This is a genomic window from Kribbella voronezhensis (genome assembly GCF_004365175.1).
Lineage (GTDB): Bacteria > Actinomycetota > Actinomycetes > Propionibacteriales > Kribbellaceae > Kribbella > Kribbella voronezhensis.
In genome coordinates, this window is sequence record NZ_SOCE01000001.1 from 559,117 (window position 1) to 583,475 (window position 24,359).

At 68.8% G+C, this 24,359-nt stretch carries 25 protein-coding genes and 1 pseudogene; 16 read left to right on the forward strand and 10 right to left on the reverse strand.

Features of this window, described 5'->3' with window-relative positions:
• The 7 genes and pseudogenes from EV138_RS02530 to EV138_RS02555 all read left to right on the forward strand — a co-directional run bounded on the left by EV138_RS02530 (position 1) and on the right by EV138_RS02555 (position 6,867).
• A complete protein-coding gene (locus EV138_RS02530) occupies positions 1-777 on the forward strand; it encodes a thiazole synthase (RefSeq protein WP_133976845.1) in 777 nt (258 codons plus the stop codon).
• 272 nt (positions 778-1,049) lie between these two features.
• The gene (locus EV138_RS02535) at positions 1,050-2,000 is read left to right on the forward strand and encodes a lytic transglycosylase (protein ID WP_133976846.1); all 951 of its coding nucleotides are present in this window, start codon (positions 1,050-1,052) and stop codon (positions 1,998-2,000) included.
• A gap of 88 nt (positions 2,001-2,088) precedes the next feature.
• Positions 2,089-3,861, forward strand: a pseudogene (gene pknB, locus EV138_RS02540) (Stk1 family PASTA domain-containing Ser/Thr kinase); the annotation flags it as partial.
• A gap of 21 nt (positions 3,862-3,882) precedes the next feature.
• Entirely contained in the window at positions 3,883-4,071 is a 189-nt protein-coding gene (locus tag EV138_RS38540) for a PASTA domain-containing protein (protein WP_369410822.1), read from the forward strand.
• An 86-nt stretch (positions 4,072-4,157) separates the two neighbouring features.
• Positions 4,158-5,039 carry a DMT family transporter gene (locus EV138_RS02545; RefSeq protein ID WP_133976848.1) on the forward strand — a complete coding sequence of 294 codons (882 nt, stop codon included), beginning with the start codon at positions 4,158-4,160 and terminating at the stop codon, positions 5,037-5,039.
• Positions 5,040-5,050: 11 nt separating this feature from the next.
• Complete coding sequence (locus EV138_RS02550) at positions 5,051-6,223, forward strand: glycoside hydrolase family 15 protein (RefSeq protein ID WP_133976849.1); 1,173 nt, start codon at positions 5,051-5,053, stop codon at positions 6,221-6,223.
• A 218-nt stretch (positions 6,224-6,441) separates the two neighbouring features.
• Positions 6,442-6,867, forward strand: a complete 426-nt coding sequence (locus tag EV138_RS02555) for an Imm1 family immunity protein (protein WP_133976850.1) — start codon at positions 6,442-6,444, stop codon at positions 6,865-6,867.
• A gap of 166 nt (positions 6,868-7,033) precedes the next feature.
• Here EV138_RS02555 and EV138_RS02560 read toward each other — a convergent pair whose 3' ends face one another.
• On the reverse strand, positions 7,034-8,107 hold the full coding sequence (locus EV138_RS02560) for a glycoside hydrolase family 172 protein (RefSeq protein WP_133976851.1): 1,074 nt from the start codon (positions 8,105-8,107) through the stop codon (positions 7,034-7,036).
• A gap of 149 nt (positions 8,108-8,256) precedes the next feature.
• Between EV138_RS02560 and EV138_RS02565 the strand changes: the two genes are divergently transcribed.
• On the forward strand, positions 8,257-8,769 hold the full coding sequence (locus EV138_RS02565; protein WP_133976852.1) for a SigE family RNA polymerase sigma factor: 513 nt from the start codon (positions 8,257-8,259) through the stop codon (positions 8,767-8,769).
• A complete protein-coding gene (locus EV138_RS02570; protein ID WP_133976853.1) occupies positions 8,759-9,823 on the forward strand; it encodes a hypothetical protein in 1,065 nt (354 codons plus the stop codon). The genes EV138_RS02565 and EV138_RS02570 overlap by 11 nt, the downstream gene beginning before the upstream one ends.
• Positions 9,824-9,848: 25 nt before the next feature.
• On the opposite strand, the gene EV138_RS02575 is transcribed toward EV138_RS02570, so the two are convergent.
• Positions 9,849-10,373 (reverse strand): hypothetical protein, encoded by a 525-nt coding sequence (locus tag EV138_RS02575; protein ID WP_133976854.1) that lies wholly within the window; start codon positions 10,371-10,373, stop codon positions 9,849-9,851.
• A gap of 50 nt (positions 10,374-10,423) precedes the next feature.
• Between EV138_RS02575 and EV138_RS02580 the strand changes: the two genes are divergently transcribed.
• Positions 10,424-11,260 carry a GNAT family N-acetyltransferase gene (locus EV138_RS02580; RefSeq protein WP_133976855.1) on the forward strand — a complete coding sequence of 279 codons (837 nt, stop codon included), beginning with the start codon at positions 10,424-10,426 and terminating at the stop codon, positions 11,258-11,260.
• 222 nt (positions 11,261-11,482) lie between these two features.
• Here the strand turns inward: EV138_RS02580 and EV138_RS02585 are convergent, their stop codons facing one another.
• The 5 genes from EV138_RS02585 to EV138_RS02605 form a co-directional block, all read right to left on the reverse strand.
• The gene (locus tag EV138_RS02585) at positions 11,483-12,460 is read right to left on the reverse strand and encodes a ribose-phosphate diphosphokinase (protein WP_133976856.1); all 978 of its coding nucleotides are present in this window, start codon (positions 12,458-12,460) and stop codon (positions 11,483-11,485) included.
• A 408-nt stretch (positions 12,461-12,868) separates the two neighbouring features.
• Entirely contained in the window at positions 12,869-13,891 is a 1,023-nt protein-coding gene (locus EV138_RS02590; protein WP_133976857.1) for a threonine aldolase family protein, read from the reverse strand.
• 28 nt (positions 13,892-13,919) lie between these two features.
• A complete protein-coding gene (locus EV138_RS02595; RefSeq protein ID WP_202866597.1) occupies positions 13,920-15,293 on the reverse strand; it encodes a class II 3-deoxy-7-phosphoheptulonate synthase in 1,374 nt (457 codons plus the stop codon).
• A gap of 43 nt (positions 15,294-15,336) precedes the next feature.
• Positions 15,337-15,729, reverse strand: coding sequence for a DUF2237 family protein (locus EV138_RS02600; RefSeq protein WP_133976858.1), 393 nt, complete (start codon positions 15,727-15,729; stop codon positions 15,337-15,339).
• Between the two features lie 8 nt (positions 15,730-15,737).
• A complete protein-coding gene (locus EV138_RS02605; RefSeq protein WP_112240380.1) occupies positions 15,738-16,508 on the reverse strand; it encodes a lysophospholipid acyltransferase family protein in 771 nt (256 codons plus the stop codon).
• 228 nt (positions 16,509-16,736) lie between these two features.
• Here EV138_RS02605 and EV138_RS02610 point away from each other — a divergent pair, with 228 nt between their 5' ends.
• The 5 genes from EV138_RS02610 (at position 16,737) to EV138_RS02630 (ending at position 20,861) form a co-directional block, all read left to right on the forward strand.
• A complete protein-coding gene (locus tag EV138_RS02610) occupies positions 16,737-17,516 on the forward strand; it encodes an alpha/beta hydrolase (protein ID WP_238157915.1) in 780 nt (259 codons plus the stop codon).
• Positions 17,509-18,303 (forward strand): hypothetical protein, encoded by a 795-nt coding sequence (locus EV138_RS02615; protein WP_133976859.1) that lies wholly within the window; start codon positions 17,509-17,511, stop codon positions 18,301-18,303. The genes EV138_RS02610 and EV138_RS02615 overlap by 8 nt, the downstream gene beginning before the upstream one ends.
• A 60-nt stretch (positions 18,304-18,363) precedes the next feature.
• Positions 18,364-19,593, forward strand: a complete 1,230-nt coding sequence (locus tag EV138_RS02620; RefSeq protein WP_133976860.1) for an ornithine cyclodeaminase, nickel-pincer nucleotide-dependent — start codon at positions 18,364-18,366, stop codon at positions 19,591-19,593.
• Positions 19,594-19,672: 79 nt separating this feature from the next.
• Positions 19,673-20,062, forward strand: a complete 390-nt coding sequence (locus tag EV138_RS02625) for a VOC family protein (protein ID WP_133976861.1) — start codon at positions 19,673-19,675, stop codon at positions 20,060-20,062.
• A 49-nt stretch (positions 20,063-20,111) separates the two neighbouring features.
• A complete protein-coding gene (locus EV138_RS02630; protein ID WP_369410705.1) occupies positions 20,112-20,861 on the forward strand; it encodes an enoyl-CoA hydratase-related protein in 750 nt (249 codons plus the stop codon).
• Here the strand turns inward: EV138_RS02630 and EV138_RS02635 are convergent, their stop codons facing one another.
• On the reverse strand, positions 20,862-21,626 hold the full coding sequence (locus EV138_RS02635) for an SDR family oxidoreductase (protein ID WP_133976863.1): 765 nt from the start codon (positions 21,624-21,626) through the stop codon (positions 20,862-20,864).
• Positions 21,627-21,728: 102 nt separating this feature from the next.
• Between EV138_RS02635 and EV138_RS02640 the strand changes: the two genes are divergently transcribed.
• On the forward strand, positions 21,729-22,454 hold the full coding sequence (locus EV138_RS02640) for a phytanoyl-CoA dioxygenase family protein (RefSeq protein ID WP_166678469.1): 726 nt from the start codon (positions 21,729-21,731) through the stop codon (positions 22,452-22,454).
• Here the strand turns inward: EV138_RS02640 and EV138_RS02645 are convergent.
• Positions 22,441-23,154: an endonuclease/exonuclease/phosphatase family protein gene (locus EV138_RS02645; RefSeq protein ID WP_133976865.1), complete on the reverse strand. Its 714-nt coding sequence runs from the start codon at positions 23,152-23,154 to the stop codon at positions 22,441-22,443. The two genes, EV138_RS02640 and EV138_RS02645, sit on opposite strands and share 14 nt — an antisense overlap.
• Positions 23,151-24,293, reverse strand: coding sequence for an ROK family glucokinase (locus EV138_RS02650; RefSeq protein ID WP_133976866.1), 1,143 nt, complete (start codon positions 24,291-24,293; stop codon positions 23,151-23,153). The genes EV138_RS02645 and EV138_RS02650 overlap by 4 nt, the downstream gene beginning before the upstream one ends.
• Positions 24,294-24,359 lie beyond the last annotated feature (66 nt).

Sequence of the window (24,359 nt, forward strand, 5' to 3'; positions counted from 1 at the left end):
ATGAGTGACGACAGCCTGACGATCGCGGGACTCGAGCTGACATCGCGGCTGGTGATGGGCACCGGGGGCGCGCCGAGCCTCGAGGTACTGGAGGAAGCGCTGGTCGCGTCCGGCACCGAGCTCACCACTGTGGCCCTGCGGCGACTCGACCCGAACCAGCAGGGTTCGGTGCTCGACGTACTGCGTAAGCACGGCATCGCCGTGCTTCCCAACACCGCCGGCTGCTTCACCGCGGGCGAAGCCGTCCTCACCGCAAGGCTGGCTCGTGAAGCGCTGGAGACCAACCTGATCAAGCTGGAGGTCGTTGCCGACGACCACACCTTGCTGCCCGATCCGGTCGAACTGCTGGACGCAGCCGAGACGCTGGCCGCGGACGGCTTCTCGGTGTTCGCCTACACCAACGACGACCCGATCCTGGCCCGCCGGCTCGAGCAGGCCGGGTGTGTCGCCGTGATGCCGCTGGGTTCGCCGATCGGTTCGGGGCTGGGCATCCGGAACCCGCACAACATCAGCATGATCGTCGAGGCGGCCACGGTTCCCGTCGTACTGGACGCGGGCATCGGGACCGCGAGTGACGCTGCGCTGGCGATGGAGCTCGGCTGCGACGCGGTACTGCTGGCCACGGCTGTCACCCGCGCGGAGCGTCCGGCACTGATGGCGGCTGCCATGCGGGACGCGGTCAACGCGGGCCGCGGCGCGCGACTGGCCGGCCGGATCCCCCGCCGCTGGCACTCGGCGCAGGCGTCGTCACCGACCGACGGACGTCTGTCGTACTGACCGGCTGTCACCGCGCGCCGGGGCAGCGTACCGGAAATAGGTGCCCTGAGCATCTGTTGCCGGTAGCAATCGCCTGGATCAGGGCGCTTTGCGGTACACGCTTTGCGTGATCGCTCGACGACGACGCGTCGATCGATTGTGAACCACATCCATGTAGTTCAGTCATAAACTGTAAACATTGCGTAACAGCCGTAACAAGTGACCCATGCGCACCTGTTGTCACAGGAGTACCTGCACTTACCGTCAAGGAACGTTGACACGGGGAGACGGAAATGCGTCACAGGGTTGTTCGGATACTGACCGGGATCGCCGTTCCGCTGCTGGCCGCGGGGGTGATCACCGCCGGGTCGCCAGGTTTCGGGCACTACAAGGTCAAGCACGGCGACACGCTCACCCTGATCGCCGGCCGGTACGGGACGACGGTCAGGACTCTGGTTGCCCTGAACAACCTTCCCGGCAACGGCAACGCCATCTACGCCGGCGAGGTGCTCGCGCTGCCCGCCAAACCGGCCCCGGCACGCCGGCCGTCGCAGCCGAAGGCCGGCCAGATCGTCTACGTCGTCAAGCCCGGCGACACGATCAGCAAGATCGCCAGACGGTACGGCGTATCGCAGAAATACCTGCTGTCGGTGAACGGCCTGAAGCGGACCTCGCCGATCTATGCCGGCCGGCCACTGCGGGTCCCGGTGCCGATCCCGAAGGCCAAGCCGAAGCCGGTTGCCAAGAAGAACAACACCTTCGCCGGCCGCACGTACGCCGACCACGTCGTCGCGCAGGCGGACCGGAACCGCGCGATCCTTGCCCACCGCAAGCTCCCGACCCGCACCCAGATGCGGTCGCTGATCACCTCGGTCGCCCGCAGGTACGGCGTCGATCCGGAACTCGCGCTCGCCGTCTCCTGGCAGGAGTCCGGCTGGAAGCAGCGGGTCGTCTCCCCGGCGAACGCGATCGGCGCGATGCAGGTGATCCCCTCGACCGGGCGCTTCGCCTCCAGCGTCGTCGGCCGCAACCTCGATCTGCTCAAACCGCTCGACAACGTGACCGCCGGGGTCGTGCTGCTGGACCGGCTGACCGCCGCGGCGAAACTCGACATCGCCGTCGCCGGTTACTACCAGGGTCTGGGCGGGGTCCGGCGCAACGGGATGTACCCGGACACCAAGCTCTACGTGAAGAACGTGCTGCGGATCAAGGCGCAACTGGAGAAGGGCTGGAGCCCGCGGTAAGCGCGGTCCGGCGCGGCGGGGAAGCCGCTGCCGGACCGCCTCTTTACACTCTCTAAGCAGACAGGCTTCGAGAGGCGGCTCACCGCACGTGACGGACGACGTACACACCCAGCTCAGTGATCCCCTCGTCGGGCGTGTGCTCGACGGGCGGTACCGGGTGGGTGCGCGGGTCGCCAAGGGCGGCATGGCGACCGTCTACGAGGCGCTGGACATGCGGCTGGACCGGATCGTCGCGCTCAAGATCATGCACCTCGGGCTCGGGGACGACGCCGAGTTCGGCCGCCGGTTCGTGGCCGAGGCGCGGGCCGCGGCGAAGCTGTCGCATCCCAACGTGGTCGCCGTCTTCGACCAGGGCGACGACAACGGCACGTTGTTCCTGGCCATGGAGTACGTGCCGGGCCGCACGCTGCGCGACGTAGTACGGCAGCAGGCTCCACTGCCGCCTGCCCGGGCGCTGGATCTGCTGTCGCCGGTGTTGTCGGCGCTGTCCGCCGCGCACGACGCAGGCATCGTGCACCGCGACATCAAGCCGGAGAACGTGCTGATCGCGGACGACGGCACGGTCAAGGTCGCCGACTTCGGGCTGGCGCGCGCCGTCACCACGACCGGGCAGACCGCGACCCAAGGCCTCCTGATGGGCACGGTGTCCTACCTGGCCCCCGAGCTTGTCACCGACGGCAGGGCGGACGCCCGGTCCGACGTGTACTCGGCCGGCATCATGCTGTACGAACTGCTCACCGGCATCAAGCCGCACAGCGGCGACAGCCCCATCCAGGTCGCCTACGCCCACGTGCACGCGGACGTGCCGCCGCCGTCCGAGATCCAGCCCGGCATACCGCCGTACGTCGATGCGCTGGTGCAGCGGGCGACCGCTCGTGACCGCGACATCCGGCCGGCCGACGCCCGCGTGCTGAGTCGGCAAGTGCGCCGCGTGCGCAGCGCGCTGGACGAAGGGTTGCCGGACGATCCCGAGCTGACCGGCGATCTCACCATCCCGATCCAGCAGATGCGCCAGGACAACGAGTACGACGACGGCTACAGCCGCGACTACGGCAGCGAGCCGCCGCGCAACGACACCATCGTCGTACCGTTCGAAGGCCGTCCGTTCGCCGACATGCCACCCGAGCAACGGCCACGAACCACCAACAGCGCGGCCCACCAGATGCCGCGGCCCGCGCCACCGCGCTCGCGCAGCCACGGCCTGATCGCGGTCATCACGGTGCTCGCTCTCGCCCTGGGCGTCGGTTCCGCCGCTTGGTATTACGGCATCCACCGCTATACCTCGACGCCGATGCTGCTCAACAAGACCGCGGCGGCCGCGACGACCGAGGCCGGGAAGTCCGGGCTGGGAACGAAGCTGCTCGCTCCTGACTTCTCCGAGGACGTGCCGGCCGGTCAGGTGATGCGGACCGACCCGGGTCCGGGCGACCGGATCCGCAAGAAGGGCCAGGTCGGACTCGTCGTCTCCAAGGGCCCGGAGCGCTACAACGTGCCGCAGCTCGCCGGGCTGGATGTGGATGCGGCGACCCGGGCGCTGGAGTCGGTCCAACTGGTCGTCGGCAAGCAGACCGGCGTCTACAGCGATGCGTTCCCGACCGGGCGGGTGATTCTGTTCAGTCCGAAGTTCGACACGTCCCAGAAGCCCGGCACCGCGGTCGACCTGTGGGTCAGCCTGGGCCGCAAACCGATCCCGGTGCCGAACCTGACCGGCAAACCGGTGCGGGACGCCACCAAGGCGTTGCGGAAGGCCGGCTTCACCGTCGAGCGGACCGACCAGTTCGACCCGACGGTCCCCCTCGGCGTCGTGATCAGCCAGACGCCGAACAGCGGCACGCTGTTCGGCAAGGACAAGGTCAAGCTGGTCGTGTCCAAGGGCCCACCGATGGTCGAGGTGCCGAACGTGCGGAGCAAGAAGCTCGCCGACGCGCAGAAGATCCTCACCGACGCGGGCTTCAAGGTGAAGGTCGAACTCGCACCGTTCCACCTCGGCCTCAACCTCGTCGCCGGCCAGAACCCGGGCGCCGGCAAACTCGCCCAGCCCGGCAGCACCGTCATAGTCACCATCGTCTGACCCCGTACTCCGGTCCTCAGGCGCCTGGCCCGACGGCTCCCGGCGACGTTTTGGTTGGGGTGTCAGGTGTCTGACAAGCTTTGGTCGTGAATCGCTCCCGCATCGCCGTCCTGGCCCTGCTCGCAGTGGCCGCGGCGTGGGGATCGACGTTCTTCCTGACCAAGGACCTGCTGACCAGGATGGACGTCGCCGACTACCTGGCGTTGCGGTTCGCGATCGCCGCGATCGCCCTGATCGCCGTCCATCCGCCGGCGATCGGACGGCTCAGCCGGCTGGACCGCGGCCGGGGTGTTGCCCTCGGCATCACCTATGGGATCGCCCAACTGGTGCAGACCGAAGGCCTGCGGCACACCTCGGCGAGCGTGTCCGGCTTCGTCACCGGCATGTACGTCGTGTTCACACCGCTGCTCGCCGCGGTGATCCTGCGGCACAAGATCGGTCGCTGGGCCTGGGTCGCCGTGGTCTTGGCGACAGTCGGTCTCGGCGTACTGTCCCTGCGCGGGTTCACGCTCGGCACCGGCGAACTGCTGACGCTGGCGTCGGCCGGTCTGTACGCGCTGCACATCATCGGACTCGGCGCCTGGTCGACACCGACCAACGCCTTCGGTCTGTCCGCCTTGCAGATGGTGGTGATCACGGCGGTCTGCGCCATCGGCGCGATCCCCGGCGGCTTCACGCTGCCGAGCGGGATCGGCGACTGGACTGCTGTGATCTACATGGCACTGGTGGCAGGTGCGTTCGCCTTGATCGTGCAGACCTGGGCGCAGGCGCACCTGACACCGACGCGGGCCGCGATCGCGATGACGATGGAACCGGTGTTCGCCTCGGCATTCGCCGTACTCTTCGGAACAGACAGCGTGACCGGACGGATGCTCGTCGGTGGCGCGTTGGTGATGTCGGCGATGTACCTGGTCGAACTGGCACCGCGCCGCAAGATCGAGGCAGAGGTTCAGCATCTAGCTCAGTGAGGAGGTTGGCAGTGCGGGACAACAGCGCGCGACGGATCCGCTTGTTTCCGGTCGTGGTGATCGCGGTACTGCTGGCATTCCTCGCTGCCGGGACGGCCGCCAACCTGGAGCGGAATCCGCAACCAGGGCTGGTCTCCGAAGGCATCCCCGGGCAAAAGGTGCCGACGGCAACTACGGCGCGCCTGCCGACGCAGTACGGCGGGATGGTTCGCCAGGCGCTGGCCGACCTCGATGCCTTGACGATGCCGAACGGCGGCACCCTCGCCGGCTGGGACGGTCCATGGCGATTCGTCTGGCCGCGAGACGCCTCGTTCGTCGCCGCCGCGCGTTGCTCGGTCGGCCAGTACGCCGAAGCCGCGTCCGTACTGTCGTTTCTCAACCGGGTGCGCCCGACGTCGGGCCGCTGGGCCGCCCGGTACGCCGCTGCCGACGGCTCCGTGCCTCAGGACGGGCGAGAGCCGCAACTGGACGGCTCGGGATGGGTGCTGTGGGCGAGCTGGTTCTGCTCGTCCGGTCTCGATCTGTCTACCTACTGGCCGATGCTGCGGGAGTCCGGCGACCAGATCGTCGCCGAACTCGGTGCTGACGGCTTGCCCGCGGTGTCCCCCGACTACTGGGAACGGCCCGAGTCTTCCGTCACGCTCGGCACAGTGGCGCCTCTGCAAGCGGGGCTGCGCGCCGGACTCGCGATCGCGTCGTTGCTCGGCCACGAAGTCCCATCCTGGCAAAGCGCTCTGGATCGGTTGTCAACGGCAACCGATCGCGCCTTCGGTCCTTCCTACCCGCGGACTCCCGACGGTGGCGCGGATGCGATCGTGACGGTCCTCGGTCCCCCGTTCGCCCCACCGCGCGCCGACGTGGCAGACGCGATCGACCACGCCCACGACGTCCTCACCCAACCGAACGGCGGCGTCACCCCAGGCGAGTCCTGGCGCGCCGACGGCGTCGCCTGGACCCCGCAGACCGCCCTTTTCGCCCTGAGCGCAGCCGCCCGCGGCGACCGCCAAACGGCCCTGTCCATCCTCGACTGGCTCAACACCCACCGCACCCGCACCGGCGCCATCCCGGAAAAACTCAACCGCGACCTACAACCCGCCGGCGAGGCTCCCCTGGGTTGGACGTCCGCCTTGGTCGTTCTCACGGCCGCCGCCCTCGACAAACCCCTACCGGTCCCCGCCGCTTAGCCCACGCCGCCGCCTACGGGCGCTCCTACGTCGCGTCCTCCGGCGCCTGGCTCCCACCCGCCCCAAGCCGCGGGCTCCTCCGTCGCCCGCTCAACGGGTGCCTGGCTGAGGTGGCGCGCTTGGTTTCCGCCCGGGTTACGGCTTTTCCATCGCCCGCTCCTGGAATCACACTGGCGTTCAAGCGGATCCGACCAGTTGGCGGCAGGATCGACAAGACGATGACGCATACGGCAAAGGCCTACTTCAAGCGCTGGCACAGCGGGGAACCTGTATCGCTGACCACCGCTGACGAGGTCGACCAAATGCTCGATGCACTCGCGGCTGAATCGTGGGAGAACTCAGTCGCCGCGTTGTACATCGACGGGCGACTCGACAGGGCGGGCAGGCCTGATCACGAACTGCAGGTGGCGGTCGACTACGCCGACAAGACGATGGGCGTCTTGCGGTATTCCGGCAACGATGGCACGTACTTCAGTAAGGGAAGCACCAGCAGCGACGGCGATTCGGTTCTGTACTACTACCTGGGCAACGAGCGGGAATTCCCACGAAACTCCGTCGTGCCGATGGAGGTAGCACGGGCAGCTGTTAAGGAGTTCCTCCAGAGCGGCGGCGAACGGCCGACGGCAGTCGACTGGCAGGAGTAGTCGACTGGTGCGTCGTCCCGCGGGCGACGAGCCGGCGCGTGCGGCACCACGCCAGCCAGGCAGCCGAGCAGCCGACGGAGGAGGCTGCGGCTTGGGCGGGTGGGAGCCGGCCGCCGTAGGACGCGACGAAGGAGCGCCCGTAGGCGGCGGCGTGGGGGTTTAACAGCTAGCAGATCTCCATCGTGTCGTGAGTGGGTGTTGCTGGGCGCGTGGTGCTGGTGGCGGTCGAGTAGAAGAAGGCCGTGGAGGCGATGTCGTCCTGGAGCGGTAGGTAGCGGCCGCCGGAGCGCCAGCCGAGGGCCTGGACGTCTACTCGGAGGTTGGAGCGGAAGCGGATCGGGTCGGGGAGGTGGAAGCGGTACATGCCGAAGCGTTGCTGGCTTTGGTATTGGCCGTCCGGGCGGATGATCTGCGGCAGCCCGAGGTACGGCGTACTGAACTCCGTGTAGCCGCCACGGTCTTCACCGAGGTCGAAGTTCCAGGCGCCGCCGAAGTAGTCCTCGGTGCCGGTGCCGCAGATCGTCGGGAACTCCTCGTCGTCGTCCAGGTAGAACTTCACTTCGCCCTCGCCCCACCAGCCGGTGCTGTTCACACCCCACGCCAGGTAAGTGCCGACGTAATGCCCTGGACCGGACACACCGTCCAGCAAGGTGTGCACGGTTTCGGCCGGCAGCGGGTTGCTCCGACGCCACTGGGCATGCAGGTACGCCGATCCGTCGGCGACCGCGCCGAGCCAGTAGTCGACCTGGAAGTAGACGACCACGGACTCGTCGTGAGTGTTCTCGATCGTCAGCTCCGCGTGGGACCGGAACGGCATCTCCCAGTAGCTGTTGAAGCCGCCGTTCGGGTTCACCGAGATCGGTAGCGAGTTCACCTGAGCGAAGCGGCCCCAGCCGGAGCAGAAGAAGTCGCCGACCGGTGTCTCGATCGCGGGCGCCTCGTCGCCGTCCCAGTGCGCGCGCAGGATCAGCCGGCGCCAGTTGTCGCTGTGGGTGGTCAGCCAGATGTGGGTGATCGCGCCCGAGCCGGTGATGTCGGCGAGCGTGACGGTCTCCCCGGCGGCGATCTCGATCGACGGCGAGACCTTCCAGCCGATGCCGAGGTCGCGGGCCGCGTGCGCCCCGGTTCCTTCGGTACGCCGGCCGCCCTGGCCGCGTTCGCCGGTCGGGTTCTCCGCGCTGATGGAGCGGGTCTCGACGTCGACGACCGCGCTGATTCCGGACAGGTTCGGAAGAGTCATGACCGCGAGCCTAGGCTCCGGCACGGCCGCCGCGGCGGATTGGAAATCGATTTCTCACACTCTGAACACTTGCCGCGCAGCAAATCGGAGCTTGCCGGGGTCTTTAGTGGGACAGACCGGCACCGCGCCGGTCCGCACGAGGAGGCAGCGTGACGTTCGAAGAGTGGACCCGGCAGGGTGTGCCGAAGCTGCTCCGGTTCGCCACCGTTCTGTGCGGCGACGGTCATCTCGCCGAGGACATGGTCCAGGACGCGGTGATCAAGGCCCAGCGGAACTGGGACCGGATCCAGCAGGCCGACCGGCCGGACGCCTACCTGCGCAAGATCGTGGTCAACGAGTACCTCTCCTGGCGCCGCAAGTGGTCGCGGTTCATCCCCCGCCCACAGATCGATCCGGACTCCTCGGCACCCGATCACGCCGTCCGGTACGCCGATCGCGACCAGCTCATCGCCGAACTGGCCAAGCTGCCGAGGCGGCAACGCGCAGTACTGGTCTTGCGTTTCTACGGCGGACTGTCGGATCCGGAGATCGCCGAGACGCTCGGTTGCTCGGCCAGCACGGTCCGCGCCTATGCATCCCGCGCGCTGGCGACCCTGCGGGTCGGAATGGCGCCTTCCCCCACAGTTCCAAGACCTCGCACCGGAGCGAACCATGCGCACTGAAGAAGACCTCCGCAACGCCTTCGACCACCTGGCCGACTCGGCCCCCGACCCGGCCCGCATCCTGACCGCCCCCGAGCACACCCCGGTACGCCGACGCCGTACGCCGCTGGCACTGGGCGTTGTCGCGGCCACTGCGGCCGTAGCCATCGCCGTACCGACCTTGATCAGCCACGACAAGCAACCCCCGGTACAGGCTGCACCCCGGCCTGCCGACGAGGCCTGGCAAGACCGGCTGTCTCTCCCGTTGTCGGCCAATTTGATCTATGACTCGAGAGCTTTCGGGCACCGCAGCCAGGGCCTCATCCTGGACGGCGGGAACACCCGGACGACCTGCGTGGTGAACACCTACGCCAAGGGCGTGTTCGACGCCCGCACCATCCCGGCGGGCAGCCCGAGGGTGAAGATCAACAGCACGCTGGGCTACGTTGCCGCCCTGGCCGACCCGCTCAGCCCGGCCGTCAAGGCGAAGGTGGTCGCCTGGGAGCCGGCGCCCGGGACCTGGACCACCAGCTACTGCAAGGTGAAGGGCGAGGTCGACCCGGCCAAGGCCACCGAGATCGCGAGGCTGGTGAACACCTCGCCGCAACGGCTACCTGCGCCGTACCGGGTGGGCTACCTGCCTGCTGGGCTGACAGTCACCTCGCTGTCGGTGAACCCGCAAGGCGATTCGACCAGCGAACCCCCGAACAACTTCATCGCAGCCATCGGCTCGGCGGAGGACCAGACGTCCGTGCCGCAGAACCCGGACGGACCGGTGATGGTGTCCGCAGGCGGACCGGTGCAGATCGCGTACTTCACGGGGTCCGCTGCGGCGACACGGCTGCCGAAGGACGCCGAACGCATCAGCATCAACGGACGCACCGGCTACCTCGGCAGCGACGGCCGAGCCACCGTGCTGGTCATCAACGGCGACGGCTTCCAGGTCCGCATCGAGCTGGGAGGCACGGTACCGAACGAGCGTGCCGAGTTGATCAAGATCGCCAACGGGCTGGAACTCGCCCCGAGCGCGACGGACACCAGCAGCTGGTTCGACGCGACCACGGCGATCCCCTAGCTAGAACGGCCCGCCTCTGGCTTCCTCAGCAGGGGCGGACCTTCGCGTCGAGGCCGGTGTAGGACAGGCAGGCTCGGGGGCGGCCCTGGTCGGGCTTGGCGCGGAGGATGAGCGGGAAGCTGCCGGCACCGCGGATCTCGGGAGATTTCTCCGTCTTGAGGGTGCCGACGGCGCCGCCGCGCGCGACGGCCGCAGTACGGACGTCTTCGACCGTGACCGTACTGCGGGCCGCCTTGGACGCCGCGGCGTTCGCGTCGTCCGCGACCTTGAGAGCGAAGTCGATCTCGGGCGGCTTCGACCAGATCGTCGCGGTGACCGGGAAGACGAGGCCGAACATCAGTACGCCGATCAGTCCGATGATCCGTCGCGTCCGCCGGCCCTGGTCGGCGGCCACCACAGCGGCACAGCCGAACGCCAGCAACATCGTGATCCCCCGCATCACCCATTGCCGGTCCAGCCGGCCGTCCACCGCGAACGCGGCGACCAGCCCGACCACCAGACATGCAAGGGCGGCCGCGGCACCCAGGACACGGGACGAGACGGAATTCATGGCGCTGACGATAGAGGTGGCACAGTTTCCGTCGACACCTGGAGGTGGGAATGGCGGAACTCGAGATCGGCGTCGCGAGCGCGACCGAACTGGCGGAATTCGGCGAGTGGGCAGCCGCGGAGGGCTGGAACCCGGGTCGATCAGATCTGCTGGCGTTCGCCGCGACCGACCCGGCCGGCTTCCTGGTGGGCCGGCTGGATGGGCGTGCGATCGCGTCGATCTCGGCGATCCGGTACGGCTCGGAGTACGGCTTCATCGGGTTCTACATCGTCCGATCGGAGTTCCGCGGCCAGGGTTTCGGGATCCGGCTGTGGCGAGCGGGGATGGATCGACTGGCCGGGCGCAACGTCGCTCTCGACGGGGTGGTCGATCAGCAGGAGAACTACCGCAAGTCGGGGTTCCGGCACGCGTACAACCACGTTCGCTACGAGGGCGTTCCGGCTGTCGACTCGGTGGCTGACTGCACCTTGGTCGACGGTCGTTCGATTCCCTTCGACCAACTGGCGCTCTACGACCGCCGCTTCTTCCCGGCGGACCGCAGCGCCTTCCTCGCGTCGTGGGTGAACCTCCCCGGCCACCACTCCCTCGCCGCCGTGCGCGACGGGCAGCTGGAAGGTTTCGCCGTACTGCGAGAAGCTCGCTCAGGCTCCCGAATCGGTCCCCTCTTCGCCACCTCCGACGACGTCGCCCACGCGCTGGTGGCGGGCCTGAGCACTCCTGGCACCAGCATCGCCATCGACGTACCGGATGCCAACGTCGCCGCCGTGAAGCTCGCCGAGCGCCTCAGCCTCGAGCCAACCTTCGAGTGCGCCCGGATGTACACCGGTCGCCTTCCCGACATCGAACTGCCGGGCATCTTCGCCAACACCAGTCTCGAACTCGGCTGAGGGTTCGGAGGAGCCGCGAACAGCGGTGGGCGGGAGAAACCGACGAAGGAGGTACGTGGGAAGGCGCACATGACTGCGACCGCACGTCCCATACCGCACATCCCGCACAAGCCGACTGGCTCAGCCACGCCCCGCCCTCACGAGCGGCGACGAAGGAGCCGCGAACCGGGGTGGGTGGGTGAGTGACGACGGAGGAGGAACGAAAGGGCGTCGTACGAGGAGCTAGAACGGGAGTTTGGGTTGGGGTGGGGCGTGGGTGGGGTCTACGCCGTCGAAGAGGCTGCTGACGGATTCGCCGTCGTGGATGCGCTGGATGGCGGCGGCGAAGAGGCCGGAGACGGAGCTGACCTGGAGTTCGGGGAAGCCGTCGGGGCGGGGCACGGTGTCGGTGCTGATCACTTCCGTGATCGACGGGTGTGAGCGGAGCCGCTCGACCGCCTTGCCCGCGAACAAGCCGTGCGTGGTGGCGACGGCGGCTTCGGTGCAGCCGAGGTCTTTCAGCCGGTCGAGGAGTTCGATGATCGAGCCGCCGGTGGCGATCTCGTCGTCGAGGATGATCGCCCGTTTGCCGGCCACGTCGCCGACGATCGCGTCGATCACCACCCGGTCGTCGGCCAGCCGCTGCTTCGAACCCGCCGCGACCGGAAGGCCGAGCAGCCGGGCGAACTGGGTCGCGGTCTTCGCGTTCCCCAGGTCCGGGCTCACCACGACGGTGTTGGTCAGGTCGGCCGAGCGGAAATGATCAGCCAGTACGCCGATCGCGGTCAGGTGATCGACCGGCACCGAGAAGAACCCGTGCACCTGCGGCGCGTGCAGCGCCATCGTCAGCACCCGGTCGACTCCGGCTGCGACCAGGAGGTCCGCTACGAGCCGGCCGCCGATCGAGATCCGGGAGGCGTCCTTCTTGTCGGAGCGTGCGTACGCGTAGTGCGGCATCACCGCGGTGATCTGCTCCGCGGAGGCACCCCGGGCCGCGTCGATCATCAGCAGCAGCTCCATCAGGTGCTCCTGGGTCGGCGGCACCAGCGGCTGGACGATGTACACGTCACGCTGCCGGCAGTTCACCTGCAACTGGACCTGCAGGCAGTCGTTGCTGAAGCGATGAATCTCCACCGGCGACAGCTCGACGCCGAGATCGGCGCAGATCCGGTCGGCCAGACCGGTATGGGCACTCCCGCTGAACACGACGATCTCTCGCACGGCTCTCCCCGAACGCTGTGACCCGACAGCCGAAGCGTAGCTCGCAACCCGCAGCCCACCACCCACCCGGTCACCTCGCGGACAACCACCCAGGCCGCCCTCACCCTCCGGACGACGCGTCCCAAGGAGCGCCGGACTCTGATGACGCCCCGGACGGCAGGTCGTCAGCGCAGGAGGCGGCCGGCGTCGGCGCTGGCGGCCAGCGGGACGGGAGTGCGTGAGGGCGTGGGCGTTGGCGCTGGAGGCCAGCGGGACGGGAGTGCGTGAGGGCGTGGGCGTTGGCGCTGGAGGCCAGCGGGACGGGAGGTCTTGAGTGCAGGAGGCGTCGGCTGGTGGCGCCCCGGACGGGAGTCGTCAGCGCAGGAGGCGGTTGGCGTTGGCGCTGGTGGCCGGCGGGACGGGAGGTTGTCAGTGGAGGAGGCGGGCGATGGTTTCGGCGGCGGTGCGGCAGGCTTCTGCTGAGGCGTCCAGGTGGGTGACCAGGCGGAGTTGGGTGACTCCCACTCCCCCGACCAGGACACCTTCGGCCTTGGCAGCCGCGACAACTGAGGCGACCGTCTTGCCGGTGGCGGCGAGGTCGGCTACGACGATATTGGTGTCCACCTGGTCGGGTTTGACCGAACCGGGGGCAGCGTCGGCCAGGATCTCGGCGATCTCCCGCGCGTGCGCATGATCCTCGGCCAGCCGCTCGACGTTGTTCCGGATCGCATAAAGACCCGCACCAGCCAGTACGCCGGCCTGCCGCCAACCGGCACCCAGCCGCTTGCGCCAGACCCGCGCCTCCCGAATCAGCTCGGCCGACCCCACCAGCACCGACCCGACCGGAGCACCCAAACCCTTCGACAGGCAGACGCTCGCCGCCGCAGCCCGTGAACCGAAGGCCGACATCGGTACGCCGGACGCCACCGACGCGTTCCAGAGCCGGGCGCCGTCGAGGTGCAGCGGCATCCCGAGCGCGTCGAGTTCGTCCGCGAGAGCGTCGTACGCCGTCTGGATCGTGCCGCCGCCGAAGTTGTGGGTGTTCTCGACCGAGACGGCCGACGTCGTCACGAAGTACGGGCCGAGATCGGGCGCGATCAGGGCGCGGATCTGGTCGAGATCGATCTGCCCGCCCGGCGCGCTCCACGTGCGCGTGGTGATGCCGCTGATCGCCGCGTGCGCGCCCAGCTCGGCCCGCGCGATGTGCGCACTGGCCTCGCAGAGCACCTCGGAGCCGGGCGCAACGAGCGCCCGTACGCCGAGGATGTTCGCCAGTGACCCGGTGACGGTGAACAGTCCGGCCTCGTGCCCGAGCAGACCGGCGACGGTCTCCTCGAGCTCGGTGACAGTCGGATCCTCGCCGTACACGTCGTCGCCGAGCGGAGCGCTCGTCATCGCGGCCAGCATGCCCGCCGACGGCCGGGTCACGGTGTCCGAGCGGAGATCGATCACGCCGTTGCCTTCTCTCGAACCAGTCAGCTCAGGCCTGCGCGCCGCGCAGACGCTCGGCGACCAGGAATGCCAGCTCCAGCGACTGGTGCCTGTTCAGCCGCGGGTCGCAGGCCGTTTCGTACCGGTTGACCAGATCCTCGGCCACTAGCTCCTCGCCACCGCCGAGGCACTCGGTGACGTCGTCGCCGGTGAGCTCGATGTGCATACCGCCCGGCCAGGTGCCGACCTGCTCGTGGGCGTCGAAGAAGCCCTGCACCTCGTTGATCACGTCGTCGAAGTTGCGCGTCTTGTACCCGTTCGGGGTCTCGTAGGTGTTGCCGTGCATCGGGTCGCACACCCACGCGATCGGCGAACCGTGATCGCGGACCGCCTCCAGCAGCGGCGGCAGCCCGTCGCGGATCTTGCCCGCGCCCATCCGGGTGATGAAGGTCAGCCGGCCCTCGATGCCCTTCGGGTTCAGCTTGTCGATCAGGGCGCGGATGTACTCCGGGGTCGTGGTCGGCCCGATCTTCACCCCGAGCGGGTTCGACAGCGAGGCCAGGAACTCCACGTGCGCGCCGTCCAGCTGGCGGGTCCGCTCCCCCACCCAGAGCAGGTGACCGGACACGTCGTACGGCTGCTCGGTGCGCGAGTCGATCCGGGTCAGGGCGTGTTCGTACTCGAGGATGAGGGCTTCGTGCGAGGCGTAGAAGTCGACCGTCTTGAACTCGTCCGCGGTCGCTCCGCAGGCCCGCATGAAGGCGAGCGCGCGCTCGATCTCGGAGGCGAGCTGCTCGTAGCGACGTCCGACCGGCGAGGACTTCACGAAGTCGGTGTTCCAGGCGTGCACCTGGTGCAGGTCGGCGTACCCACCGGTGGTGAACGCGCGCGTCAGGTTCAGCGTCGCGGCGGCCGCGTTGTAAACACCCCGAAGCCGCTGCGGGTCCGGGATCCGCGACTCCTCGGTGAACTCCAGCCCGTTGACCGCGTCACCCCGGTACGACGGCAGGGTGACCCCGTCGCGGGTCTCGTCGCCGCTGCTCCGCGGCTTCGCGTACTGCCCGGCGATCCGGCCGACCTTCACCACCGGCACACTCGCGGCGTACTGCAGAACGACGGCCATCTGCAGCAGCACCCGGAGCTTGGCCCGGATGTTCTCCGCGGTGACCCCGTCGAAGGTCTCGGCGCAGTCGCCGCCCTGGAGCAGGAACGCCTCGCCGCGCGCGACCGCCCCGATCTTGGTGGTCAGGTCGTCGCACTCACCGGCGAACACCAGCGGCGGCAACTTCCTGAGCTGCCCGATCACATCCTCGAGCACCTCCGCGTCCGGCCACTCCGGCTGCTGCAGCGGCTTGAGCGCCCGCAGCTCCTCCAGACTCGGAACCCCAGGCACCAGCGCAGAACTCAACGTCGCGAATTGCATACCCGAACCATATTCCAGCCCGCATAACCGCTGCGTAACCGTCTCACCCGAGCGAGCTGGGGTCCGCTGGTACGTCGACGGCGTGGGCCCGCAGGACCGACAGAGGGATCGTCTCGAGGGCGCGAGCGTGCGTGGAGGCCAGTACTACGGGTGCCGCGGCGCCGGCGTGGTACGCCTGCAGCCAGCGGACCGCCACCACGCACCACCGGTCGCCCGGCTGCAACCCGGGGAAGCTCAGCTCGGGCCGCGGCGTGGTCAGGTCGTTGCCGACGGACTGCTGGTGCGCCAGGAACTCGGTCGTCACCACCGCGCAGACCGTATGACTGCCGAGGTCCTCGGGTCCGGTGCTGCAGCAGCCGTCGCGGAAGAACCCGGTGAGCGGATCGGTCCCGCATTCCTCCAGTGCCCCGCCGAGCACGTTCAGCTCGCTGTCCATCGGGCTGGTCAGGAGGCCTTCGTGTCGTCGATCCGCGGCTTGACGTGGTTCTCCACGATCTCGCCCGCCTTGATCAGTTCCTTGGCCTTGTCGGCGTAGATGTCGACGTACTCCTGGCCTGACAGCTCCATCAGTGCGTACATGATCTCGTCGGTGACCGAACGGAGTACGAACCGGTCCCGCTCCATGCCCTCGTACCGGGAGAAGTCCAGCGGCTTACCGATCGCGACGCCGGGGCGGATCAGGCGCGGCAGCCGGCGGCCCGGCTCACGGATCAGCCACTGCGGCCAGACGGTGCCGGGCGGGTTCATCTTCTCGGTGTCGATCATCGCGACCGGGATCACCGGCACGCCGGCCACGATCGCCATCCGGGCGACGCCGGTCTTGCCCTTGTACAGCCGGCCGTCGGGCGACCGGGTGCCTTCGGGGTAGATGCCGAACAGTTCACCTTTGGCGAGGATCTCCAGGCCGGTGTTCAGCGCGGCCAGCGAGGCACGGCCGCCGGAGCGGTCGATCGGGATCTGGCCGACGGACCGGAAGAAGGTCGCCACCAGCTTGCCCTTGAGACCGGGCGCGGTGAAGTACTCCGACTTGGCCGGGAAGACGATCTGCCGCGGTACCGCCACCGGCAGGAACACCGAGTCCATGAAAGCCAGATGATTGCTGACCAGCAGCGCCGGTCCGGTCGCCGGAACGTTCTCCAGCCCGCTGACCTTGGGACGGAAGAGCAGCTTCACAATCGGTCCGACGAAGAATCGCCTGAGGAACAGGTACAGCATCCGCCTTCACCTCCGTCGCTCGGCCGATACCCTACGTTCCACCCTCCACCCAGGGCAACGTTACGGGCAGGAATAGCCGTGTCGCGGACAGTGTTGTCAGCCCGTTGCAGACTGGGTGCGAGATCGGTCACGAGAGCCGGGCGACACCCTGGCCGGGGCTGGGCGAGCCGCCTCCGGGCTGCGACCATAGCCGTCTCGGGTACTACGAGAACTTGTCGAGGAGCAGCCGTGCCAGTGCAAGCCCACGCGGAGGAGTTCCGCAGCCCCGGTTCCGGCGGAGGAGCCGGCACGGGGATCCTGCTGAGCCACGGCTTCACCGGGTCGCCCCGCTCGATGCGCCCGTTCGCGGAGCATCTCGCCGCCGAGGGCTACGGCGTCGCCGTACCGCGGCTGCCCGGTCACGGCACCGACTGGCGGGAGATGAACACGACCCGCTGGCAGGACTGGTACGCCGTCCTCGACAACGAACTCGAGCGGCTCCGCAAGGAGCACGACCAGGTCTTCGTGGCCGGCCTGTCGATGGGCGGTTGTCTCGTCCTGCGGCTCGCCGAGCAGCACGGCGCGGACATCTCCGGCGTCATCCTGGTGAACCCGTCGGTCCGCACCGACGACAAGCGACTCGTCCTGCTGCCGGCCCTCCAGCGGCTGGTCCCCTCCTTCCCAGGCATCTCGAACGACATCAAGAAGCCCGGCGTCGACGAGGGCGCGTACGACCGGATGCCGCTCAAGGCCCTGTACTCCCTGTCGCAGCTGTGGCGGGTGACCCGCGACGATCTGGCGAAAGTCACTCAGCCGGTGCTGTTGTTCCGCAGTACTGTCGATCATGTCGTGGAGCCGAGTTCCGGACGGGCGATCCTGTCGGCGATCTCGTCCCGCGACGTGACCGAGACCCTGCTCGAGGACAGCTATCACGTGGCCACTCTGGACAACGACGCACCGCGGATCTTCGCGGACACTTCCGCCTTCATCAGTCGGCTGACTGCCGCCAGGCCGGCCGCTGATGCGTGACAACGGCCTGTCCGCCTCGGCGTACACGTCGATGGGCGGCATCGACCCCCTCGTGAGCGAACCGGTCCTGGCCGCACTGGCCGAGGCGGGCATCGCCGCGTACGCCGTGACGCCGGGTGAGCCGGGTCCTTCCGGCGAGCCGGCGGCCACCCCGGTGAGTGACACCGACGGTGACGTCACGGGGCTCGCCGAGGTCGACGTACCGAAGAAGGCCGATGTGGACGCGCCGGAGAAGTCGACCCCGGCCGAGAAGATCGGCGCTGGACTGGACGAGATCTTCGTCGACGCCGGCTCCGCCGAGCAGGCCCGTGGGGTGATCGACCGCAGCGCCGAGGACGCCGAGTGGAAGTCGCTGGTCGAGCAGTTCAACGCCCCCTCGGCGCCGGGGCACTCGGACTCGCCGGTGCCCAGGTGGCCGGTCAGCGAGGACGTCGACGAGAACTCCTACGAGCCGCTGATCGACGTACCGGCCGGCTTGGACGTGGATGACACCGACGAGGAGCCGCCGGAGGAACCGCCGGCCCGGCGTACTGACGATCCGCACGACCACTACGTGCCGCCGGAGCCACCTCGCGGACCACGGCTGGACTGGATCAGCCGGGCGGCCTGGCTCGGGCTGCTGGGCGGGCCCGCCTTGCTCATCCTGGCGGCCCTGTTCGACTTCGGTACCGGCCGGATCACCACGCTCGCGGTGGTCGGGTTCATCGCCGGCTTCCTCACCCTGGTGATCCGGATGAAGGACCGGCTCCCGCCGGATGACACCCCGGACGACGGAGCCGTGGTCTAGCACCACTAGAGTGCCGATCGTCGGACAATCCGACGACCGCTCTGCAGAGGAGGCAGCCCCGTGCAGGTCACCGAGACCGTCGAGATCACCGGCCACCTGATGGACACGGGACTGCTGTCCCGCGTCCTGGACGACATTCGCGGGTACGGCGGTGACTACACGCTGGACAAGTTCGACCTGGGCTACGACAAGGACGACCCGTCCACGGTCCGGATGACCGTCGGCGCCGAGGACGAGGAGTCGCTGCAGCGGCTGCTGATGCGGATCCAGACCAAGGGCGCGAACCTCGTGCACCCGGGCGAGCCGGAGATCTCCGACGTCAGCCAGGACGGTGTCTTCCCCGACGGGTTCTACTCGACCACGAACCTGCCGACCAGTGTCCGGCTCAACGGTCACTGGGTCTCGGTCCAGCAGCCGGAGATGGACTGCGGGCTGCTGGTCGAGGGCGAGACGGTCCGGACCATCCCGATGTCCGAGGTGAAGGTCGGGATGAAGATCATCACCAGCGCGCAGGGCGTCCGGGTGACGCCGCCGCTGGTCGAGACGATCGAGGACGCGTTCGGGTTCATGGACTCCGAGGTGTCCAGCGAGAAGCCGCAGCGGGTGCTGGTGAAGCAGGTCGCGGACGGGATGCGCGAGGCCAAGGCGAACGGCCAGAAGGTGCTCTGGGTGGGCGGCCCCGGCATCGTGCACACCGGCGCCGCGCCCGCCATGGTCGCCATCATCGAGGCCGGCTTCGTCGACATCCTGTTCGCCGGGAACGCGCTCGCGACGCACGACATCGAGTCCTCGCTGTACGGCACCTCGCTGGGCGTCGACCTCGCTCGCGGCCGCGGTGTCGAGCACGGGCACGAGCACCACATCCGCGCGATCAACACGATCCGCAAGGCCGGCTCGATCGCCGACGCGGTCAAGCAGGGGGTGCTGACCTCGGGCGTGATGCACTCACTGGTGCAGAACGGCAAGAGCTTCGTCCTGGTAGGTTCCGTCCGCGACGACGGACCGCTGCCGGACGTCTACACCGACGTCCTGGAAGGCCAGCGGGCGATGCGCGCCGAACTCGAAGGTGTCGGCTACTGCCTGATGGCGGCGACCATGCTGCACTCGGTTGCCACCGGCAACATCCTGCCGGCGTCGATCCCGCTCACCTGCGTGGACATCAACCCGGCCACGGTCACCAAGCTCGCCGACCGCGGCTCGTCCCAGGCCCGCGGCATCGTCACCGACGTCGGCCTGTTCGTCGAGCACCTCGCCCGCGAACTCTCCCCGACGTACGCCGGCGCCAACTGACCGCCGTAGCCCGCTTGCCGTACGCCGGTACGCCGCTCGCCGGCGTGATCTTGTCGGTGCCGTGGTTCATGGTGGATCCATGGCACTGAGAACGAAAGCGAACTGGTTCGGCGTCGCGCTCAACTCGCCGGACCCACAGAAGCTGGGACGGTTCTACCAGCGGCTCCTCGACTGGACGCTGTACGCCGACGAGCCCGACTGGGTGACACTCGCCCCGGACAAGAAGACCGGCTACAACCTCGCCTTCCAGCGGGAAGAGCTCTACGAGCGACCGGTGTGGCCCGCCGAGAAGGGGAAGCCGCAGATGATGATGCACCTCGACATCGCGGTCGACGATCTGCAGCAGGCGGTCGCGCACGCGCTCGAGGCCGGCGCCGAGCTGGCGGAGTTCCAGCCGCAGGACGACGTCCGGGTGATGCTGGATCCGGACGGGCATCCGTTCTGCCTGTATCTGGATTCGGACGACTAGGTGGTGTGGGTTACGGCGTGACCCATCGCCGCAGGGCAAGATGGCGGGCATGACCGAACTGGTGCACCTGGCTGTGGCCGAAGGCGTCGCGACGATCACGCTCGACTCGCCGCACAACAAGAACGCGCTCTCGCAGCAACTGACGGGTGAACTGCTGGCCCACCTGGAGTCCGCGGGCGCCGACGAGGCCGTCCGGGTCATCGTGGTGCGCTCGGCGCTGGATGTGTTCTGCTCGGGTGCCGACCTGTCCGAGGCGACCTCGGTCGGGATGGGCGTCGGCGCGCAACGGATGGTCGACGTCCAGCGCGCGATCGTGGCCAACCCGAAGCCGGTCGTCGCCCGGGTCGCGGGTCCGGTCCGGGCCGGCGGCATCGGGATCGTCGCCGCGGCCGACATCAGCGTGGCCGCCGAGAGTACGACGTACGCGCTGACCGAGGTGCGCCTCGGGCTGGCGGCCGCGACGATCTCGCTGACCGTCATCCCTCGCCTGACCGACCGGGCCGCCGCCCTCACCTTCCTCACCGGCAACACCTTCGACGGCACCGAAGCCGCCCGCCTCGGCCTGGTCACCCAGGCGGTCCCCGACGACGACCTCGACACCGCCGTCGCCGGCATCGTGTCCTCGCTGCTGAAGGGCGCGCCGCAAGGCCTCCGGGAGACCAAGAAACTCCTCACCCGCGAACTCCTCGCCGACATCGATGCCCGCGGCACCGACCTCGCCGAGCTCTCGGCGTCTCTGTTCGGCTCCCCCGCCGCCCAGGAAGCCATGCTCGCCTTCCTCAGCCGCAAGAAGAAGTGACTACGGCCTGAATCCGCCGTTGCTGTAGAGCAACTGGCCGTTCATCCAGCCACCTCGCTCCGAGCAGAGGAAGCTGATGAGGTTCGCGGTGTCCTGTGGGGTGCCGAGGCGCCCCAGGGCGGTGGCGGCGATCCCCAGTTGCTTGATCTCCGGCGACATCCAGCCGGTGTCGATCGGACCGGGGTTGACGACGTTGGCCGTGACACCGAGTTCCTTCAGCTCCTCGGCGGCCGCCAGGGTGATCCTGTCCAGCGCCCCCTTGCTGGCGCCGTACGGCAGGTTGTGCGTGGTGTGGTCACTGGTCAGCGCGATGATCCGGCCCGCCCCGAACGGCTCGTCGTACTGCTCCGCGAACGCCTTGATCAGCAGCCAGACCGCCCGCGCGTTGACCGCGAAGTGGCGGTCGAAACTCTCGACGGTGGTATCGAGGATGCTGCTGTCGACACTCTCGGCGTGCACCATCACCAACGCTCGCACCGGCCCGAGCTCGTTCCGCACCTTCCCGATCAAGGCGGCCGGCGCCTCGACGTCCTGGAGATCGGCCTCGACAGCGAGCACTCGCGCGCCGTACCCCTTGAGCACCGCCGTGGTCTCCGCCCGAGCTTCCGCGTCGGCTCCCCACGGCATCCGCGCGTCGTACCCGGTCAGGTAGCTGAAGGCGACATCCCACCCAGTGGCCGCCAGACCCGCCGCGATCCCCGCCCCGATCCCGGCCCGCCGTCCGACTCCGGTCACCAGCGCCACCGGTCGCCTCGATTCACTCATACCGCCATCCTTGCGCGATTTCCCTGCCACACAAAGGGATTAATCGGTTGCGGATCGCACTCGGCGATTGCTGGACTGGGCAGCATGAGGATCTCCGCTGCCATGCGTACGACGTTTCGCGAGCAGGGCTTTCTGGTCGTTCCCAACGTTCTCACCGAGGATCAACTGGCGACGGGCCGGATGCTGGTGGCGGCGGAGTTGGAGAAGCACCCACCCGAGCCGGGCCACGTCGGCTTTCATTTCGCCTGGCCCCGGTTCGAGGACGGCGGGCATCCGCTGCTCGAGCTCTACCGTGAGGCCGTCGCACCGCTGGCGGCCGAGCTGGTGCGGCCGGAGTTCGGCGTCGACGACCCCGACTTCGCCCAGATCGCGACGACGATTCCGCCTTGGTCGCACCGGCCGGGAGCACCGCACGTGGACGGTGTGACTCCGCTCGCGCCGGACGGTACGCCGTACACGTTCTCACTGCTCGCCGGGATCTGGCTGACCGACCAGCAGGAGGAGTACCACGGGAACCTGCACGTCTGGCCGGGCACGCATCGCCGGTTCGGGGAGTATCTGGCCGAGCACGGCGCCGATGCCCTGGCCGAGCTGTCGAAGGACACGAGCGGCGCGCCGTACCCGAAGATCGAACTGGGCGAGCAGGTGCAGGCGACCGGCCCGGCCGGAAGTGTGTTGTTCGCGCATTACCTGCTGGGGCACAACATCGGCGGCAACACCGGCCCGGAACGACGAGAGACGATCTACTACCGGCTGCAGGCCCACGGGCACCGCGACCGGTGGCGCGACGTAGTGATCGACCCGTTGAGCGAGTTCACGGAAGGGTGAGTTCGACCAGCATCGGGAGGTGGTCGGAGCCCGCGGCCAGGTCGGCGCGGGTGACGCCTTCGACAGAGTCGAGTGGGATCACTCGGCCGGCGAGGCCCGGCGACAGCATGGCGCCGTCGATGCGCTTGACCGGGTTGTCCGAGTGGAAGGTCGGGCCGGCGTCGACGCCGAGGTCGGTCAGGCCTTCGGCGGCCAGCCGGTCCCAGACGGGGCCGCCTGGTTCCTCGTTGAGGTCGCCGACGAGCAGGTAGGGCAGGCCGAACGACTTGCACCCTCGCAGTACCTGGTCGAGTTCGTGCTGGCGACCACGGATGTGCAGGCCGAGGTGGCAGACGATCAGCGCCAGTTCGAGCTCACCGAGCTTGGTCCGGCCACCGACGGCACCACCGGGGAGCTGGGTCGCGATGAACCGCAACCGCCGGCGGACGAACGGCCGCCAGACCCGCCACTGCGAAGGACTGGCGAAATCGGTGCTGTCGGCAACCAGTACGGCGTTGCGGGCCGACGCCGCGACGTACCGGAGTCCGAAGGTCGCCGCCATCGCCTCCCGCTTGCGGCGCGTCCCCCACCAGGTCGGCGCTTCCTGGATCAACGCGATGTCGGGTGCGCAGGCGCGAACCACCCGGGCCAGCGCCTCGCGATCATCGCCCCAGCGGTGCACGTTGTACGACAGCACCCGCAGCGACGGGCGCTCCGTCATGCCTCGGGCTCGCCTTGCACCTCGGCGGACCGCTTGGACAACTCCGGTTCCGCCGTCCGCATGCCCGTACGCCGGCCGACCGACTTGCGCGCGGCCCGTTCGAGCCGGGCGGACCGTCCGCTGCGGGCGGCCGTCTTCGCCGTCACCGCGGTCGTCTTCACCCGGACCCGGCGCAACCAGGTCGCCTCTTCGCGGGCCAGGTCCGCGGCGCCGACCATGCCCGCCTCGGGTCCGAGCACCGCGCGCACGATCCGCGCCTCGGGCCGGAACCCGCGACCGGTCAGCGTCCGCTTGAACGCCTCTCGCGCGGGCGCCAGCAACAGCTCACCGGCATCGGAGACGCCGCCACCGATCACGAAGGTGCCCGGGTCGAGGGCCGCGGCGAGGTTGGCCAGTCCGATGCCCAGCCAGCGGCCGACATCCTCGAGCAGTTCGACCGCGACCGGGTCGCCGTCCTTGGCCAGCTCGGTCACCATCGGACCGTTGATCTTGCGCGGATCGCCTTCGGCCGCGCGGAGCAGATTGTGCGCGACCGGAGAATTGGAAAGCGCAAGCTCCCGGGCCTCCCGGGTCAGCGCGTTGCCCGAGGCGTACTGCTCCCAGCAGCCGCGGTTGCCGCACTCGCACCGGTGACCGCCCGGCACGATCTGCATGTGGCCGAACTCGCCCGCGATGCCGAACTTCCCACGCTGCAAGGCGCCGTCGTTGAGGATCGCGCCGCCGATCCCGGTCCCGAGGGTGACGCAGACCAGGTGGCTCTCGCCTTGACCGCCGCCGAACCGCCATTCCGACCAGGCCGCCGCGTTCGCGTCGTTCTCGACGACGACGGGCAGCCCGAGACGGCGTTCGACCGCGTCGCGCAGCGGCTCGTGCCGCCAAGCGAGGTGCGGTGCGAACAGGACGGACGAGCGCGTGCCGTCGACGAACCCGGCCGCGCCGATCCCGACCGCGATCACGTCGTGCCGCGACTCGAGGTCGTGCACGATCTCGGCGATCGCGTCCTCGGTCTCGCGCGGGTCCTTCGTCGGGGTGTCCCGGCGGAGCCGGTCCAGGATGTTGCCCTCCGGATCGACCACGCCGGCGGCCACCTTGGTGCCGCCGATGTCGATCCCGATCGTCAGCGCCTGTGTCAGAGCCATCGCACGACCCTCCTGGTGGAACCCCCTGCAACCAGCGAACCACCCCTGGACAAGTCCCTCATCGAT